Source organism: Streptomyces sp. NPDC014676, from assembly GCF_043084105.1.
GTDB lineage: Bacteria > Actinomycetota > Actinomycetes > Streptomycetales > Streptomycetaceae > Streptomyces.
Window position 1 is genome coordinate 408,152 of sequence record NZ_JBIBZI010000002.1, and the last position, 15,401, is coordinate 423,552.

Genomic DNA, 15,401 nt, shown 5'->3' on the forward strand with positions numbered 1-15,401 from the left:
GGTGTTGCAAGTAATGCAACACACCTGATCAGGGAGGTTCCGATGGTCCTCGACGCTCTCGCCCGCCTCACCGAGGAACGGGTCGACCACCGCTTCAAGGGCCTCCCGCCGGACGCCGAGGGGCTGACCGTCGGCGAGCTGGCCGCGCAGCGCCGCAACCTCTTCACCGACGGCTTCACCACGCCCGTGCTCGCGCTCTCCGCCGAGCGCCTGGAGCACAACCTGAGGCTGATGGAGACGTACGCCGCCCGGCACGGGCTCGCCTTCGCGCCGCACGGCAAGACCTCCATGGCGCCGCAGCTCTTCCAGCGGCAGATCGAGCACGGGGCGTGGGGCATCACGCTGGCCGTTCCGCACCAGGTGCGGGTGGCGCGGGCCTACGGGGTCCGGCGGGTCTTCCTCGCCAACGAGCTGGTGGACGCGGCGGCCCTGAAGTGGATCGCCGCCGAGCTGGACGCCGACCCCGGTTTCCGGTTCGTCTGCTACGTCGACTCCGTGCGCGGGGTGGAGCTGATGGACGCGGCGCTCACCGCGAGCGGTGCCTCCCGCCCCGTGGACGTCGTCGTCGAGCTGGCCGCCGGCGAGGGCGCCCGCACCGGTGTGCGGACGGAGGCCGAGTGCGCCACCGTCGCCGATGCCGTGGCCGGGGCGCGCGGGCTGCGGCTGGTCGGGGTCGCCGGGTACGAGGGCGAGGTGCCGCGGGCGGACCCGGAGCGGGTGCGGGCCTGGCTGCGGCGGCTGGTGTCGCTCGCCGTGGACTTCGACAAGGCGGGGCGGTTCGCGGGGCTCGACGAGGTCGTGGTGAGCGCGGGCGGCAGCGCCTGGTTCGACGCGGTGGCGGACGTCTTCGCCGAGGTCCCGGAACTGTCCGCGCCCGTGCTGAAGCTGCTGCGCTCGGGGGCGTACGTCTCGCACGACGACGGCCACTACCGCGAGCTGACCCCCTTCAACCGGGTCCCGGAGGAGGGTGCGCTGGAGCCGGCGTTCCGGCTGTGGACGCAGGTGGTGTCGCGGCCGTCCGACGGGCAGGCGTTCGCCAACGCGGGCAAGCGGGACGCGGCCTACGACCTCGACCTGCCGTTCGCCCAGGTGGTGCGCCGGGACGGGAGCGAGCGCCCGGCCGCCGGGATCTCGGTGACCGGGCTGTCCGACCAGCACGCGTGGCTGCGCACCACCGGGGAGGCCGATCTGGAGGTGGGGGACTGGGTGGGGCTCGGGCTGTCCCACCCGTGCACGTCGTTCGACAAGTGGGTGCTCATCCCCGTGGCGGAGGCGGACGGCACGGTGGTCGACTACATCCGTACGTTCTTCTAGGAGGCCAGCATGGAAGAGCTCGTCATCCGGGACGCGGACGTCGTGGACGGCTCCGGCGACCACGCGTACCGCGCGGACGTGGTCGTGGACGGCGGCAGGATCGTCTCCATCGTGAAGGAGGCGGCGGACGCGGGCTGTCAGCGCCCGAAGGCCCGCCGTGAACTGGACGCCGAGGGGCTGGTGCTGGCCCCCGGTTTCATCGACATGCACGCCCACAGCGATCTGGCGCTGCTGCGCGACCCCGACCACAGCGCCAAGGCCGCGCAGGGCGTCACCCTCGAAGTCCTGGGCCAGGACGGGCTGTCGTACGCGCCGGTCGACGACCGCACGCTCGGCGAGGTGCGCCGGGCGATCGCCGGGTGGAACGGCTCGGGCGACGACATCGACTTCGACTGGCGGTCGGTGGGCGAGTACCTGGACCGGCTCGATAGGGGCATCGCGGTCAACGCCGCGTATCTGATCCCGCAGGGCACGGTCCGGGCGCTCGCCGTCGGCTGGGAGGACCGGGAGGCCACGCCCGAAGAGCTGGACCGGATGCGGCGGTTGGTCGCGGAGGGCATGGAGCAGGGCGCGGTCGGCATGTCGTCGGGGCTGACGTACACGCCGGGCATGTACGCCAAGGACGCCGAACTGACCGAACTGTGCCGGGTGGTGGCGTCGTACGGCGGCTACTACTGCCCGCACCACCGCTCGTACGGGGCCGGGGCTCTGGAGGCGTACGAGGAGATGGTGGCGCTGGCGCGGGAGGCGGACTGCCCGCTGCACCTCGCGCACGCCACGATGAACTTCGGCGTGAACAAGGGCCGGGCGCCCGAGCTGCTGTCCCTCCTCGACGACGCGCTCGACGCCGGCGCCGACATCACGCTCGACACCTACCCCTACACGCCGGGCTGCACGACCCTCGTGGCACTGCTGCCGAGCTGGGCGAGCGAGGGCGGGCCCGAGGAGATCCTGCGGCGGCTCGCGGACGACGACACGGCCGAGCGGATCCGGCACCACCTGGAGGTCACCGGCTCGGACGGTTGCCACGGCGTGCCGGTGGAGTGGGAGACCATCGAGATCTCGGGCGTCGGCGACCCGGCGCTGGGCGAGTACGTGGGCCGTACGGTCCTGGAGTCGGCGCGGGTGCGCGGCGAGTCGCCCTGGGTGGTGGCGCGGGAGCTGCTGCTGAAGGACAGGCTGGCCCCGACGATCCTCCAGCACGTCGGTCACGAGGAGAACGTACGGGCGATCATGCGGCACCGGGTGCACACCGGCGGCTCGGACGGCATCCTCCAGGGCGCGAAGCCGCATCCGCGCGCGTACGGCACGTTCCCCCACTATCTCGGGTACTACGTGCGGGAGCTGGGGGTGTTGTCGCTGGAGGAGTGCGTCGCGCACCTGACGTCGCGCCCGGCGGCGCGGCTGCGGCTGGCGGACCGGGGGCTGGTCCGCGAGGGCTACAAGGCGGATCTGGTGCTGCTCGACCCGCGGACGGTGGCCGCGGGGTCGACCTTCGACGAGCCCCGGACGCTGCCGACGGGCATCCCGCACGTGCTGGTCGACGGACGGTTCGTGATCGAGGACGGGCGGCGCACGGACGTGCTGGCGGGGCGGGCGGTCCGCGGGACTCCCCGCTGACCGCCCGCCCCCACCGGCCCTCTACGGCTTGGGAACCACGCAGCCGCTCGCACTCAGGTCGAGCCTGTTGTCCGCGCCGAAGCAGGCGGGGAACAGGTAGGTCTGCTGGGCGTAGTTGATGCCCTGGCGGACCGTGACCTGCCCGTTCTCGTCGACCTCGCACGGGTTGTTCACCGTGCAGCGCTCGCCGTTCGTGTTACCGGTGTTGTTGACGGCGACCACCTGGCCGGTGGCGTCGTCGACGACCGGTGAACCGGAGGTGCCGCCGATGGTGTCGCAGGCGGAGGTGTAACGGACCGAGTCCTTCCAGGTCCAGTTCCCCTCCTTCATGCGGTACGCGAACCCGTCGACGGAGCAGTTGTAGACGCGTTTCCAGTAGCCGGACACCACGCTGATGGAGGTCCCGGCCGCCGGGCGGGTGCCGCTCAGGGGCAGTGCGTCGATGCCGTACGCGCTCTTGATCCGCGCGTACGTCGTGCCCAGCCGGTAGATCGCGGCGTCCGTGTCGGTCATGGTCGCGTAGACGAGCCGGTCGGCGCGCAGGGTGGCGACCTTGGAGCCGGAGGAGTTCAGCAGTCCGAAGGTGCGGCTGGACGCCCGGTCGACGAGGACCTGTCCGGGGGCGGGGAAGCCGCTCTCCAGGCAGTGGCCGTTGGTGAGCACGAGCGCCGGGTCGTCGTCCGCCGAGCCGGGCATGCGGACGACGGAGCCGGAGCAGTTGCTGAGCGAGACCGTGCCGGCGAAGTTCACCGCGCCCTCCCGGGGCGCGGTGAGTCCGGACAGGGTGTCCGCCGCGGCCCCGACCGTGTCGTTGACGAGATCCGTCAACGTGGTGGTCGGGGCCGCGTCCGTGGTCGTGTCCGCGCCCGTGGGGGAAGGCGCGGCGGCGACCGCGGGGGTCGCGCCCGCCCCGGCGAAGGCCAGGGCGCAGAGCGCGACGACGAGAGGTTTTCTCATGGGGGTCCCCTCTTGCGGCGTCGGGCGGCCGGGAATCCTCCGGCCGCCCACAGAATTGTCATGCGCATTGTCAGCACGTGAGCGGCGAGGGGACAAGGACTTGTTTCCGGCCGGTGGCTTCGTCGCGCGATCAGGGTCCCCCGAGGGGGTGGGGGCGGGGGCGACGGGAGCGGGGAGAGTCCGTGTGAAGGTGATGGACGGAGGGGACGGAGAGGATGAAGGAGCGGGCGATCACCTGGACCGCTTCGGACCCTGGCCCCTCCCCGGCCGGTCGTCGGAGTCGCTCGGGCCGGGGTCGCCCGGCTCCGTGGTGACGGGGGGAGCCACCGTCGGGCCGCCCGCCGGTGCGGAGGTGGCGCCGGACGACGGCTCGGCCGACACCCCGCCGGACGGGTCCTCTTCGCCCTTCCGGCCCTCGTCCGGGACGCCCGTACCCGGGGAACCCCGGCCGGCCGAGGGGGCCCCGGGTGCGGACGGCTCCCCGGCGGGGGAGGACACGCCCGGCTCCCCGGGCTCCGCCCCGGCCTCCCCGGCCGTCGGTCCCGTACGGCCGCCCTTGCCACCGGAAACGCCGGACGGCGAACCCGAGAAGGCGAACCCCGCGATCAGCGCCGCCGCCGACACCGCGCCCACCGCTCCGGCGACCGCCACCACGCGGCGGGAACGCCGGGCGGCGGCCTTGCGCCGGCCGCGCCTGCCCGAGCGTCCCGCACCGTCCGCGGCCACGCCGCCCTCACGGGGACCGGGCACGCCGGGCCGCGGCCCGTCCTCCCCCCGTACGGAGGACGCGTCCCGCTCCCCCACCGACGGCAGCTCGCGCGTCTCGTCGTACGCGTTCTGCCAGCCGTGAGCACTCGCCGGGTCGACGTACTCGTCGTACTCCGGGGGCGGGGTGGTCTGCGGGAGGTACACGTTCGGCGGACCCTGGGGCGCCGGGGTGCCGTTCCCCCCGTCGGCGTACGGAGAAGGGATGGACATGGCGGCGCATTGTAGGGAAGCGGGGCGCTCGGAGGACAGCGAGCGGACGAACCACCCGAATCGGAGCGTCCCACGTGGCGGAAAACACGGTCCGAGGGTCCATACCGGGCCGTAAGCTCCCAGCATGCAGGTGATCCAGTCGACCAAGCTCGCCAACGTCTGTTACGAGATCCGGGGCCCGGTGCTCGAGGAGGCGATGCGGCTGGAAGCGGCCGGTCACCGCATCCTCAAGCTGAACACCGGCAACCCGGCGGCGTTCGGCTTCGAGTGCCCGCCCGAGATCCTGGAGGACATCCTCCGCAACGTGTCGACGGCACACGGCTACGGCGACGCGAAGGGCCTGCTGGCCGCGCGCCGGGCGGTGGTCATGCACAACCAGACCCTCGGCATCGAGACCGACGTCGAACACGTCTTCATCGGCAACGGCGTCTCCGAGCTGATCGTGATGGCGATGCAGGGCCTGCTGGACGACGGCGACGAGGTGCTCGTCCCCGCGCCCGACTACCCGCTGTGGACGGCGGCCGTCTCCCTCTCCGGCGGCACGGCGGTGCACTACCGCTGCGACGAGCAGTCCGACTGGATGCCGGACCTCGCCGACGTGGAGCGCAAGGTCACCGACCGCACCAAGGCGATCGTGATCATCAACCCGAACAACCCGACCGGCGCGGTCTACGACGAGGCGGTCATCAAGGGTCTGACGGACATCGCCCGCCGCCACAACCTGCTGGTCTGCTCGGACGAGATCTACGACAAGATCCTCTACGACGACGCACGGCACATCCCGACCGCCTCCGTCGCCCCCGACCTGCTCACCCTCACCTTCAACGGCATGTCGAAGGCGTACCGGGTGGCCGGCTACCGGGTGGGCTGGATGTCGATCTCGGGCCCGCGCGCCCACGCCGACTCCTACATCGAGGGCCTGACGATCCTGGCGAACATGCGCCTGTGCGCGAACATGCCGGGCCAGCACGGGGTCGTCGCGGCGCTCAGCGGACGCCAGACGATCAACGACCTGGTACTGCCGGGCGGGCGGCTGCGCGAGCAGCGGGATGTGGCGTACGAGCTGCTGACCCAGATCCCGGGCGTGAGCTGTGTGAAGCCGAAGGGGGCGCTGTACCTCTTCCCACGGCTCGACCCCGACGTCTTCAAGATCAAGGACGACCGGCGGATGGTCCTGGACCTGCTGCGCCGCGAGAAGATCATGGTCGTCCAGGGCACCGGCTTCAACTGGCCGGAGCCGGACCACTTCCGGGTGGTGACCCTGCCGTCGGTCACCGACCTGCGGGACGCGGTCGGGCGGATCGCCCGCTTCCTGGACGGTTACGGCCAGCCCTGAGGCATCCTCACGAACGTCCTTTTTACGAACGACTCAACTTTAGACTGAATCTAAGCTAGGATGGTTTCCTGCTGCACCACAGGAGGCCATCCATGTACGAACCGATCCGTGCCAAGTCGGTCCACAGCACGATGGCCGGCACCCCCCACGACTTCCCCCACCGCTCCCGTGAGGAAGAGCTGGACATCCAGCTCGCGGGGCATCTCGCCGCACTGCTCGCCGTCACCGACGAACTGCGCGTGGCGGCCCCCTCGGCCGATCTGGACACCGCGGCCGAGCGGCTCGCCGAGCAGATCACCCGCCTGCGGGGAGGACGTACGCCGGCCCGCGCGTCGGCGACCACGAGGGGCCGCGAGCCGAACGCGGCGGCCCTGCACCGGCGGGCGCACACGCTCGCCGGCCGCGCCCTGGTCGTCGCCGCCTCCCGCGCCGACACGGCGGCGGCGATCCTCGCCGCCGAGCGGATGGACGCGCACACTGCGGCCCTGCAGCCGCGCACCCTCACGTCCTCCCACTGAGCCCTCTTCCCGGGCTCCCCTCGAACGGCCCCGGTCCGCGTGCACCCGCAGCGACGCGCGGACCGGGCGCCACGCTTCCTCTCCGCCGGGCCACCCGGCCGGGCGGCCCGGTGCGGGGCATACCACCGCCGTGACACGCCGGCCGGCTCGCGAGCGGGACTAGACGGACGGACGGCCGGCCGGGACACCGCCGGTCAGAGGGGAGTCGTCGATGCGGGGCAACCGTGCGAGCCGCTCCCGGCGGGCCTCCGGGCTCCCGGCCCCGGTCCCGGAGTCGGCCGGACAGAGCGCGCCGACGACGTACGCGCCGAGGGCGTTGTCGATCGGGTGTACCTGCGGTACACCGTTCTCGTCGAGCTCCTGGTACTTCATCAGGGTCTGCGCGACGGCCATCTGGCGCTTGCCGTCCCGGCTGGACAGCGCGATCGTGCCGGCCCCGAACACCGCGCCGTCGTGACCCCAGAAGCGTCCGCAGGGCAGGTCCAGGGCGTAGATGCCGAGGCCGTAGTCCATGCCCGAGACGGGGACCGTGCGCGTCATCTCGTCGAGGGGCGCCGCGCCGACCAGCTTCCCGCCGAGCAGGGCGCGGTAGAAGCGGTTGAGGTCGTCGGTGGTGGAGACGACCGATCCCGCCGTGTACGCCCACGACATGTCGTAGACGCTGTAGTCGCGGGGCGGGTCGATCAGACCGTAGAACGACTCGTACATCCGCGGGTGCGGGCCCTTGATGTACGGGGTGTGCGGCAGGTACGTGTGACGCAGCCCGGCCCGGTCGATGACGTGGCGGGTGAGGTACGTGGAGGCCTTCTGGCCGGTGACCTTCTCCAGAAGGAGCCCGGCGATGACGTAGTTGGTGTTGGAGTACGTGCCCGGCACCGAACCGGGGCTTCCGGTCGCGGGGGCCGTGAGGCCCAGCCGGACCAGTTCCCGCGGGCTGACGGAGCGGAAGCGCTCCTCGTCGAGGCTGGCCGCCGAGCCCCGGGTGAGGGAGGGGAAGGCGCCCGCGACGTAGTCGCCGATCCCGCTGGTGTGGTTGAGGAGCATGCGTACGGTGATCCGCCGTCCGCGCTCCCCGGGTATCAGGTCCGGCAGGTAGTCGGAGACGGGCGCGTCGAGCCGGATCCGGCCGCGCTCCGCCTGCTGGAGCAGGCCCACGGCGGTGAAGGTCTTGCTGATGCTGCCCACCCGCTGCCGCATGCCCGGCGTGACCGGGCGGCCGGTGTCCACGTCCGCGACACCCGCCGCCCCGGTCCACCGCTCGCCACCGTCCCGGACGGACGAGAAGACGCCGTACATGCCCGCCTCGTGGACGGCGTCCAGCGCGTCGCGCAACGCGGTTCCGTCCAGGGACGTGGAGCCTCCGGGGCCGGCGACGGCCGGTTGGGTGAGGACGACGGTGGTCGTCAGCAACGTGGTGCCCAGGATGGCTCCGAGAAGTCGGGCAATGCGCAACTTCCTGTCCTTTCAATCGCCTTCGGGACCGACGGATGATCGATCCAGATCATCTTCAGGAGAAACGGACGGCCCTCGCATCCTTCCGGGGAATGATCGAGAACCGGCCTCCGGCCACCCGCGCGCGAACAACCGGCCGCCACGAAGGGTGACTTGAAGGACGCATCCACCCGTTGCCCCGTCCCGGGATCCGCGGTTGACGCCGGTTCACGGGGTCCCGCACGGCATACGCGCGGTCGAGGGCCGGGGATACCGAAGCCGACGCCCGTGCCGAGGGGGCCGTCCGGGGACTCGGATCGTCGCCCGGCACAGCCGGACGACGTCCCGGGAGGACCTCTCCCGGGAACGACGGGATCAGCGGGTGACGTCGACCGTCGCCGACGCCGTGGACGCCTCGTGCAGGTCGTCGCCGGGCCAGCTCACCGTGTAGGTCGTCTCGCGCCGGGTGCGCGGCAGGTCGTCGACGGTGAAGGTGCCGTCGGCGGCGACCGTCACCGACGACAGCGTGCCGGTCCCCTTCCGGTCGGTGCGCTCCACCTTGAGCGTGGCCCGCTCCGGCAGCGCCTTGCCCTGCGCGGTGAACGTCCCGGTGATGTGGACACCCGTGCTCATCGACGCCTCCGCCGGGGCGGTGAGCGTGATCGAGCTGGCCCCCTTGCCGACGGACACCGTGTGGGTGACGTCGGTGGCCGGGCGGTGGGTGAGGTCGCCGAGGTAGGAGACGGTGTAGGTGGCGTCGCCGATCAGGCCGGGCTCGTCGAGGACGGTGTAGGAGCCGTCCTCCTTGACGGTGAAGGTGCCCAGGTCGTGGGTGCCGTCCGCGTCCGTGCGGGTCGCCTTGACCTTCAGCGGCTCGGCGGGCGCCGGTCCGTCGTGTTCCAGCCGGCCCCGCACCGACAGCGGCTCGCCCGCGACGGCCCGGGCGGGGCTGTGGGTCAGCGTTTCACCGAGGCGGACGTCGTACTGGACGGCGGGGGGCTGGATGATGTGCAGCCAGAACTGGTTGCCGGCCGCGTTGGTGGTGACCGCGAAGAGCCGGGAGCCGTCGGCGGACCATTCCGTGCCGCGCGGCACGACGCGGTCGCCGTCCTGGCTGCCCTCGAAGACGAACTCCAGCGGCGCGGTCGAATCGGCCGGGTCGGCGGGCTGGACCAGCAGGTCGGGGGTGGCGCCGGTGGCCGAGGCGCCGCGTGCCACGTACTTTCCGTCGCCGCTGAAGGCGACCGAGCTGGCGGTGGCGCCCGCGGGCAGGGCCTGGTAGCCGTTCGCGTCGTCCGACAGGTCGCCGGTGTTCAGCAGCCGGGTGCCGGCGGAGGCGTCGGCGAGGGCGACCTTCGTGCCGTCCGGGGAGACGGCGATGTCCTTCAGGTTCAGGGCGCCGTTGCCCGCGCTGTCGGCGAACCGGCGGGTGGCGTTCCGTACAGGGGTCTCTCCGCTGCCGTCGAAGACACTGACGAACGGGTTGGGCGCCGAGGAGTTGAGCACCCCCTGACCCATCACGAACGTGTCGTTCGGGCCGCCCTCCAGCAGGAGCTTGCCGGAGTCGTTCCAGCCGGTGCGCTGCCAGCCGCCGTTGACGATCGTGTCCACGGTCGACGTGGCCGTGGCGCACTGGGACAGGTAGTCGGTGTACTGCGAGGTGTAGTACGGCTTGCCGCCGGCGACGACGACCTCGCGGCCGCAGTTGTCGGAGGGCGCGTTGGGCACGCTCTTGAGGGTCAGCGTGGTGGTGTCGTACGCGGAGATCCGGTAGCGCTCACCGACGTAGAGCGTGCTCGCGTCGGCACTGAGCGCCAGGCCGGAGACGTGGTAATCGGTGTTGATGGTGGAGATCCGCTCGCCCTGGAAGGTGTAGACGGCGATCCGGCCGTAGTTGGAGCTGGAGCCCACGGCGGCGTCGGCGAGGAAGACGCGCTGGTGGACGTTGTCGACGGCCAGCGCCGAGTACGTGGTGAACGGCAGTTTGGCGACGGCGTCGGCGGTGGCCGCGTGCGCCGCGGGCGCGACGGCGACGGTGAGTCCGGTCCCGGCGAGTGCGGCGGCGAGAACGGTGGCCGCGAGGCGTCCGGGACGGTGTGCTGTATTCAACTGTGCCCCCCACAGGCTGTGTCGGCGACCCGTACGGGAAAGCCACCCCCCAACCATGGAACGGGGAACAGCCGTTCGGGTCGTACAAGATCGGGAGCGTACACCGGCACATCGCGCATCGCGGCAGGTTTCCGGCGGCGTGGCGCCGCGTCGGCCGCACGCGGGAACGGCGCTGTCATTGGCCGCCGTTGTCGAGACCCTCCTTCAACCGGCCGACCGGCCTGTCCGAAGCGTTGCGATCCGGCGGCCGTCCGCCCGATGAACCAGCACTGATCCTGGGCTGCTTGAGGGACGTGACGGGGAGGGAAGGCACGCTCGGCACCTGCTTGAGGGACGTGACGAACGACGTCCAGGCCCCTGCCGTGATGGTGAGGACCGGGCCGTGGGGGACCTTGGAGTCGCGGGCGGGGACTACGGCGGTGCGGGCGGCGCAAGACCTCGGCGCAGTTGCCGCCGTCGCCGTCGCGCGTGCGCTGCCCGAGCCGCCCGGAGTGGCCGGTTCCCGTTGCATACCGGTATGGCTCGGACACCCTTCGTTCACCTGGGCCGCTCGGGAACGTTGGATTCCGCAGGGATGCTCCGGGCGTGAGACGGATTATGGGAATCGTCCTCGCGGTACTGCTGACGGCCGGCGTGGCGGCCGCCGTCGTCGCGGGCCGGGACAGCGAGGAGACGGGCACGGCAACGAAGACCGTGCGCATGGTGATCGGATCGGAGAAGGCCGAGTTCTTCGCCGATCCGGACGTGGTGGAGGCCCTCGCCGCCAAGGGCTACACCGTCGAGGCCGAGACCTCCGGGTCCTGGGCCATGGAAGGGCTGGATCTGGAGGGGTACGACCTCGCCTTCCCGTCCAGCCGGGCGCCCGCCGCCGAACTGGCCGAGAAGTACGAGGTGCGGGGAATGCTCCCGCGCCCGTTCTACTCGCCCCTCGTCGTCGTGGCCCGTCGCGGGGCCGCCGAGGTGCTGGCCGCCAACGGGCTGGCCGTGCTCGACGAGGAGAACCCGGGCACTCTGAAGATGGCCGCCTACCTCGACGCGGCCGAGCACGACCGCACCTGGCAGCAGCTCGAGGGGGCCGGGAAGTACGGGGAGCTGACCGGCACCCTCTACATCTCCAGCACCGACCCGGAGAGCTCCAACTCCGGCGCGCTGTACCTGGCCGCCGCCTCCTACGTCGCCAACGGCGGCAAGGTGGTCGCGAGCGACGCCGAGATCGGGCGCACCGCTCCCCTGCTGCGCAAGCTGATCGGCGTCCAGGGCGCCCAGCAGACCGGCACGGACGCGGCGTTCCGGGACTTCGTCAGCGGGGCCGGCAACCCGCTCGTCCTCGTCTACGAGTCCCAGGTGTCCGCGTTCCTCAACGAGCAGCAGAACGCGGACGACCTCTCCGTCCTCTACCCGGACACCACGGTCAACAGCGACCACACCGTCGTCCCGTTCACCGAGAACGGCCGGAAGATCGCCGGACTCCTGGGCACCGACCCGGCGTTGCGCACGCTGGCCATCCGGCACGGTTTCCGCCCGCAGGGCGACGCCGCCGAGTTCGCGGCGGCCGCCGTGGGGCGCACCGCCTACCTCAAGCAACGACTGACCGGCGTCCGCCAGGCGCCCGTGCCCACCTCCGCGGTGCTGCACGAGCTGGCGCGACGGGCGCGCGGATAAGGGGGACGACAGCAAGTGAGCACCACTGAAGGCGACTTCTTCCTCACACCGCCCGAGGCCGTCACGCCCGTGCCCCGGGAGAAGGCCGGCGGGCTCGTGCCCGTCGACGACGGCGTACGCGCCGGCATGGCGGCCAAGGCCGCCGCGTACGTCGAGGGGCTGGCCGCCCTGGACGCCCGCTCGCCCGAGTTCGCGGGCAAGGTCGGGGAGATCACCGCTCTGGGCGCCGGCGAGATGCGCGCCGCCACCGCGCAGTCCAACCGCATGCTGGAACGCACGGTCCGGAGCCTGCCCGACAAGGGCGGCGACGCCCAGTCCAAGGTCGCCGGGTCGCTCGTGGAGCTGCGGCGCGTGGTCGAGGACCTGGACCCCCGGGACCTGCCCACGGGCAAGGGCCGCAAGTTCCTCTCCCGGCTGCCCGGCGGCAACAAGCTGCGCGACCACGTCGCCAAGTACGCCTCCGCGCAGGGCACCCTGAACGGCATCGTGGGCGCGCTGCGCGGCGGGCAGGACGAACTGCGTCGCGACAACGCCGCGTTGCAGACGGAGCGGGTCCACCTGTGGGAGACCATGGGCAAGCTCCAGGAGTACGTCGTCCTGACCGAGGCCCTGGACACGGCCGTGGAGCGGCACATCGCGGGCGTGGAGACCACCGATCCCGCACAGGCCGACTCGCTCCGTGCCGACGTCCTCTTCCCCGTCCGGCAGAAGCACCAGGACCTGCTCACCCAGCTCGCCGTGTGCGCGCAGGGCTACCTCGCCATGGACGTCGTACGGCGCAACAACGACGAGCTGATCAAGGGCGTGGACCGGGCGGCCACGACGACCGTGTCGGCGCTGCGGATCTCCGTGATGCTGGCGTCCGCGCTCGACCACCAGAAGAAGGTCGTCGAGCAGGTCGACGCGTTGCGCGGGACCACCGAGGAGCTGATCCGGGGCAACGCGGAGATGCTGGCGACGCAGAGCGGGGAGATCCAGCGCATCGCCGCCGACCCGGCGGTCGGGGCCGAGACCCTGCGCACCGCGTTCCAGCAGATCTACCGCACCCTCGACGCCATCGACACCTACAAGGTGCGGGCGACCGAGGCGATGGCGGCGACGGTGGAGAACCTGACCTCCGAACTCCAGCACGCGAGTACCTACTTGGAGCGCAGCCGGTCACAGGGTGCGCTGGAAGGGGGCCTCGGATGAGACGACGGTCCCTGGCCGCGCTGCTCGCCGCCGGCACGGTCCTGCTGAGCGCGTGCACCGCCGGGCAAGAGAAGGAGGCCGACCCGCAGGCCGCAGCGCCGGGCACGCTGCGGGTGCTGGCCTCCAGCGAACTCAGCGACATGACCCCGGTCCTCGAACGGGTCGAGAAGGACACCGGCGTCACCGTCCGGCCGACCTACATGGGCACGCTCGACGCCGTGGACATGCTGGCCACGGGGAAGACGGACGGCCGGTACGACGCCGTGTGGCTGTCCTCCAACGACTATCTGCGGCTGCGCCCGGAGGCGGCGGAGAAGATCGTCTCGGAGACGCCCGTGATGTCCAGCCCGGTCGCCATCGGCGTGCGGTCCGCCGTCGTCGAGGAGCTGGGCTGGAACCCCGAGGACGTCACCTGGTCCGCGATCGAGCGGGCCGTCCGGGACGACGGGCTCACCTACGGCATGACCGACCCGACCCGCTCCAACTCCGGTTTCTCCACGCTGATCTCCGTCGCCTCGGCGCTCTCCGGCGCGCAGTCCGCGCTCACCGACGCCGACGTGACGAAGGCGACGCCGCGGCTGAAGGGGTTCTTCGCGGGGCAGAAGCTCACCTCGGGTTCGTCGGGCTGGCTGGCCGGCGCGTACAACCGCCGCGGTGACGTCGACGCGCTCCTCAACTACGAGTCCGTCCTCAAGGGCTTCAAGGGCCTGACGGTGATCCGCCCGAAGGACGGGGTGGTCACCGCCGACTATCCGCTCTCCTCCCTCGCCTCCACCGGCGCGGCCACCCGCGACGACGTGCGCCGGGTGACCGAGGCGCTGCGCTCGGACGCCGTGCAGCGGCTGATCACCGACCGCACACTGCGCCGCCCGGTCGTCGCCTCGGTGGAACCCGCGGCCGGACTGGACACCGGCCGCAGGCGCGAACTGCCCTTCCCCGGCAGCCGTTCGGTCGCCGACGGGCTGCTCGACGCGTACGAGAACCAGCTGCGCCGCCCCTCCCGGACGGTGTACGTCCTCGACACCTCCGGCTCGATGGAGGGCGAGCGGATCGACCGGCTGAAGCAGGCCCTCACCGGCCTCACCGACGACTTCCGCGACCGGGAGGAGGTCACCCTGATGCCGTTCGGCACGGACGTGAAGAGCGTGCGCACCCATGTCGTGCGCCCCGACGATCCGCGGCGGGGGATCGCCGCGATCCGCCGGGACACGCGGGAGCTGCGGGCCGAGGGCGACACCGCGATCTACACGTCCCTGCGGAAGGCGTACGACCATCTGGGCGGCGGTGAGGACACGTTCACGTCGATCGTGCTGATGACGGACGGCGAGAACACGGCGGGCGACGGCGCCGGTGACTTCGACGCCTTCTATGCGGGGCTGTCCCGCGAGCGGCAGGACATCCCCGTCTTCCCCATCCTGTTCGGCGACTCCGACCGGGCCGAGCTGGAGCACATCGCGGAGCTGACCGGCGGCCGGCTGTTCGACGGGCAGGGTTCGCTGGACGGGGCGTTCGAGGAGATCCGTGGCTATCAGTAGGTACGTGGAGTCCCGCAAGAACATCGCCGGGTGCGTGGGCGGGCTGGCGGGGCTGGTGCTGACGTTCACGGGCGTGGCGGGACCGTACTGGCCGGTCGTGGTGGCCGGGCTGTACGGGGTGGGCGCGCTGATCGCCCCGCCCGAGCGGCCCGCGCCGCCCGCCTTCCCGGACCCGTCCGCGCGGCTCGACGAGGTGCGGGCCGACTTCGGGCGGCTGCGGGAGTATCTGGCGGACGTCGACCTGCCGCCCACCGCGGCGGACCGGCTCACCGAACTGACGGACATGCTGGCCGCGCTGCTGGACCCGGGGTGGGTGACCGAGGTCCTCGCCCAGGACCCGGACGCCGTGCACACCCTGTCCCGGGCCGTGCGGCAGGACGTGCCGGAGGCCGTCGACGTCTACGCACGGACCCGCTGGTGGACGCGGCTGGCACCCGGGCAGGTGCCTCCGGAGGAGCACCTGGTGCGTCAGCTGGAACTGCTGCACGCGGAGGCGGAGCGGCTGGCGCAGGGCCTGCGGGAGACGGAGGCGCGGCGGCAGGAGTCGCACACCCGGTACCTGGAGGACCGGTCCCCGTGAGACCGGCATGGGCGAGGGCCTGTCGTCGGTCTCACCGCCGGGGCGGGCGGGGAGGGGACGACAGGCCCCATGGCCCGCACGCCGTTGTGCGGGCCTCGCCGGTGTGTTCCGCGGCCGGTCGTGGCGTGACGATCGCTGGTCAGGGCATCCTCAAACCGAGTGGCGACCGG

At 72.1% G+C, this 15,401-nt stretch carries 12 protein-coding genes and 1 pseudogene; 8 read left to right on the top strand and 5 right to left on the bottom strand.

Going from position 1 to position 15,401, the window contains the following annotated elements:
• Positions 1-42: 42 nt before the first annotated feature.
• Both ACF1DX_RS06300 and ACF1DX_RS06305 read left to right on the top strand, forming a co-directional pair.
• A complete protein-coding gene (locus tag ACF1DX_RS06300) occupies positions 43-1,314 on the top strand; it encodes an amino acid deaminase (RefSeq protein WP_391790061.1) in 1,272 nt (423 codons plus the stop codon).
• 9 nt (positions 1,315-1,323) lie between these two features.
• Positions 1,324-2,934: an amidohydrolase family protein gene (locus tag ACF1DX_RS06305; RefSeq protein ID WP_391790062.1), complete on the top strand. Its 1,611-nt coding sequence runs from the start codon at positions 1,324-1,326 to the stop codon at positions 2,932-2,934.
• 21 nt (positions 2,935-2,955) lie between these two features.
• Here ACF1DX_RS06305 and ACF1DX_RS06310 read toward each other — a convergent pair whose 3' ends face one another.
• Positions 2,956-3,891, bottom strand: a complete 936-nt coding sequence (locus ACF1DX_RS06310) for a serine protease (RefSeq protein WP_391790063.1) — start codon at positions 3,889-3,891, stop codon at positions 2,956-2,958.
• A 231-nt stretch (positions 3,892-4,122) separates the two neighbouring features.
• Complete coding sequence (locus ACF1DX_RS06315; RefSeq protein WP_391790064.1) at positions 4,123-4,869, bottom strand: hypothetical protein; 747 nt, start codon at positions 4,867-4,869, stop codon at positions 4,123-4,125.
• Positions 4,870-4,993: 124 nt separating this feature from the next.
• Here ACF1DX_RS06315 and ACF1DX_RS06320 point away from each other — a divergent pair, with 124 nt between their 5' ends.
• Positions 4,994-6,205 carry a pyridoxal phosphate-dependent aminotransferase gene (locus ACF1DX_RS06320; RefSeq protein WP_391790065.1) on the top strand — a complete coding sequence of 404 codons (1,212 nt, stop codon included), beginning with the start codon at positions 4,994-4,996 and terminating at the stop codon, positions 6,203-6,205.
• Positions 6,206-6,297: 92 nt separating this feature from the next.
• A complete protein-coding gene (locus tag ACF1DX_RS06325) occupies positions 6,298-6,723 on the top strand; it encodes a hypothetical protein (protein ID WP_391790066.1) in 426 nt (141 codons plus the stop codon).
• 159 nt (positions 6,724-6,882) lie between these two features.
• Here ACF1DX_RS06325 and ACF1DX_RS06330 read toward each other — a convergent pair whose 3' ends face one another.
• The 3 genes and pseudogenes from ACF1DX_RS06330 to ACF1DX_RS06340 form a co-directional block, all read right to left on the bottom strand.
• Positions 6,883-8,175 carry a serine hydrolase domain-containing protein gene (locus tag ACF1DX_RS06330; protein ID WP_391790067.1) on the bottom strand — a complete coding sequence of 431 codons (1,293 nt, stop codon included), beginning with the start codon at positions 8,173-8,175 and terminating at the stop codon, positions 6,883-6,885.
• 354 nt (positions 8,176-8,529) lie between these two features.
• The gene (locus ACF1DX_RS06335) at positions 8,530-10,263 is read right to left on the bottom strand and encodes an Ig-like domain repeat protein (protein ID WP_391790068.1); all 1,734 of its coding nucleotides are present in this window, start codon (positions 10,261-10,263) and stop codon (positions 8,530-8,532) included.
• A gap of 325 nt (positions 10,264-10,588) precedes the next feature.
• A pseudogene (locus tag ACF1DX_RS06340) lies at positions 10,589-10,727 on the bottom strand (DUF397 domain-containing protein); the annotation flags it as partial.
• A 121-nt stretch (positions 10,728-10,848) separates the two neighbouring features.
• Here ACF1DX_RS06340 and ACF1DX_RS06345 point away from each other — a divergent pair.
• From ACF1DX_RS06345 to ACF1DX_RS06360, 4 genes are read left to right on the top strand one after another with little or no spacing between them, the layout of a single operon-like run.
• Positions 10,849-11,925, top strand: a complete 1,077-nt coding sequence (locus ACF1DX_RS06345) for a hypothetical protein (protein WP_391790069.1) — start codon at positions 10,849-10,851, stop codon at positions 11,923-11,925.
• 15 nt (positions 11,926-11,940) lie between these two features.
• Complete coding sequence (locus tag ACF1DX_RS06350) at positions 11,941-13,116, top strand: toxic anion resistance protein (RefSeq protein WP_391790070.1); 1,176 nt, start codon at positions 11,941-11,943, stop codon at positions 13,114-13,116.
• On the top strand, positions 13,113-14,651 hold the full coding sequence (locus tag ACF1DX_RS06355; protein WP_391790071.1) for a substrate-binding domain-containing protein: 1,539 nt from the start codon (positions 13,113-13,115) through the stop codon (positions 14,649-14,651). Before ACF1DX_RS06350 ends, ACF1DX_RS06355 begins: the two co-directional genes overlap by 4 nt.
• Positions 14,638-15,231 (top strand): hypothetical protein, encoded by a 594-nt coding sequence (locus tag ACF1DX_RS06360; RefSeq protein WP_391790072.1) that lies wholly within the window; start codon positions 14,638-14,640, stop codon positions 15,229-15,231. The genes ACF1DX_RS06355 and ACF1DX_RS06360 overlap by 14 nt, the downstream gene beginning before the upstream one ends.
• Positions 15,232-15,401: the final 170 nt, after the last annotated feature.